Annotated in this window: 1 protein-coding gene and 1 pseudogene; one reads left to right on the plus strand and one right to left on the minus strand. The window is 62.2% G+C overall.

Annotated features, from left to right (window positions below):
- Window positions 1-261 precede the first annotated feature (261 nt).
- Window positions 262-777, plus strand: coding sequence for an AAA family ATPase (locus CJ197_RS15995; RefSeq protein ID WP_102237478.1), 516 nt, complete (start codon window positions 262-264; stop codon window positions 775-777).
- Between the two features lie 67 nt (window positions 778-844).
- Here the strand turns inward: CJ197_RS15995 and CJ197_RS14765 are convergent.
- A pseudogene (locus CJ197_RS14765) lies at window positions 845-1,366 on the minus strand (transposase); the annotation flags it as partial.
- Window positions 1,367-1,477 lie beyond the last annotated feature (111 nt).

Below are 1,477 nucleotides of genomic sequence, written 5' to 3' on the forward strand. Positions count from 1 at the left end.
CGACCCCGCCGCCGACTGGGCTATCTCACGCCCACCGAGGCATTCGCCCGACTACTCGCCGGCGAGCCCCATGTTGCTTCGACGCCTTGACATCGCCGGCTGGCGGCGCCATCGTTCCGTACGGTGCCGACATCGACGCTTTCATGAGGGAGCTCGGATCCTTCAAGAACGAGTGGATGGACACCATCCGCAGGTACTGATAGCCGAGTCGAAGTCTGGTCGGAATCCGGCGGGGCTCCGACCATACTTCTGGAGATAATCATGTCAGCGAAGATTCTTATTTTGAGTGGCGCATCCGGCGCCGGCAAGTCTACACTAGCGCGGCACTTACTCTCCCAGGCCCGAACCAGTTGGGTACACCTCGAGGCCGACCGTTCCGCCCCAGAGATAGTAAATCCACCAGGCGCCGCAGCCTTTGACCAGTCAGACTACCTAGACGCATTGCTGAATAGTCTTCTTGTTTGGCCGCACTCTGGATACAACTCAATTATCGACGGCATCCTGCCCTACCCAGAAGACGATTTATTTCGCCGTTGCGCCGCAACGTTGAGAGCACATAATGCTCGCTTTGTAAACGTGTACGCGCCACCAGAGACTGTCAAGCACAGAATCGAGAAGCGCGGATGGGGCGACCCTGGGTGGTCACTTCGGCAGTTAGAGGACATCAACACTACAGAACCTCCGGACTATTCCGTTGACACATCCACAGCACTGGATGCCAACACTGGCGTTAAGTCCCTCCTTGCATGGATGAATGAAAGATCACCGGATGCCTGAAGGACTCGTTGGTGTGGGAATGCGGCTCTTCGCGGTTCGTGGTGAATGGCCCTGCAGTGGCGGGTATTCACGCTGCGGTTCTCGCGGCGCTGGTCAGCAGGATACGGGTCCGGTAGTTTTCGACGTTGCGGAATCCGCGGCCGGTGCGTTTGATGTTCTTGATGCCGGTGTTCGCTGCCTCGACGCGGGCGGTGGTCGCGCCGGTGACGATCAGGACCTCGATCGCGTCCCACCAGGCCACGGCGGTGTCGTAGAGCTTCGTGGTCTCGGGCATGTTCGCGATCTGGGCGAAGTAGCCCATCCGCATCCGCTCGCCCCGGGCCTGGGCCAGGGTGTCGGTGGCCAGTAGGCGTCGCAGCTGCTCCTTGATGCCCCAGGCGGCCGAGAGCTCGTCGGTGGGGTCATCGGTGCGGAACACCGCCTCCAGCCGTTCCCACGCCCTCGGGGCGAGGGTGTCCGCGCCGCGCAGCAGCATCCTGTGGGCCCAGGCCGGATCGTCCTTACGGCCCCGACGACCACGGTGGGTGCGGGACAGGCGCTGACGGACCGTGGTGACCATGTCGTTGCCCAGCTTCACGAAGTGGAACTTGTCGACCGAGACTCGGCGATGTCAAGGCGTCGAAGCAACATGGGGCTCGCCGGCGAGTAGTCGGGCGAATGCCTCGGTGGGCGTGAGATAGCCCAGTCGGCGGCGGGGTCG

It is taken from the genome of Brachybacterium sp. UMB0905, assembly GCF_002871795.1.
GTDB lineage: Bacteria > Actinomycetota > Actinomycetes > Actinomycetales > Dermabacteraceae > Brachybacterium.

Excerpts from the sequence above, each read along its gene's own strand:
- CJ197_RS15995 (WP_102237478.1), top strand. The coding sequence starts at position 262 with ATGTCAGCGAAGATTCTTATTTTGAGTGGCGCATCCGGCGCCGGCAAG.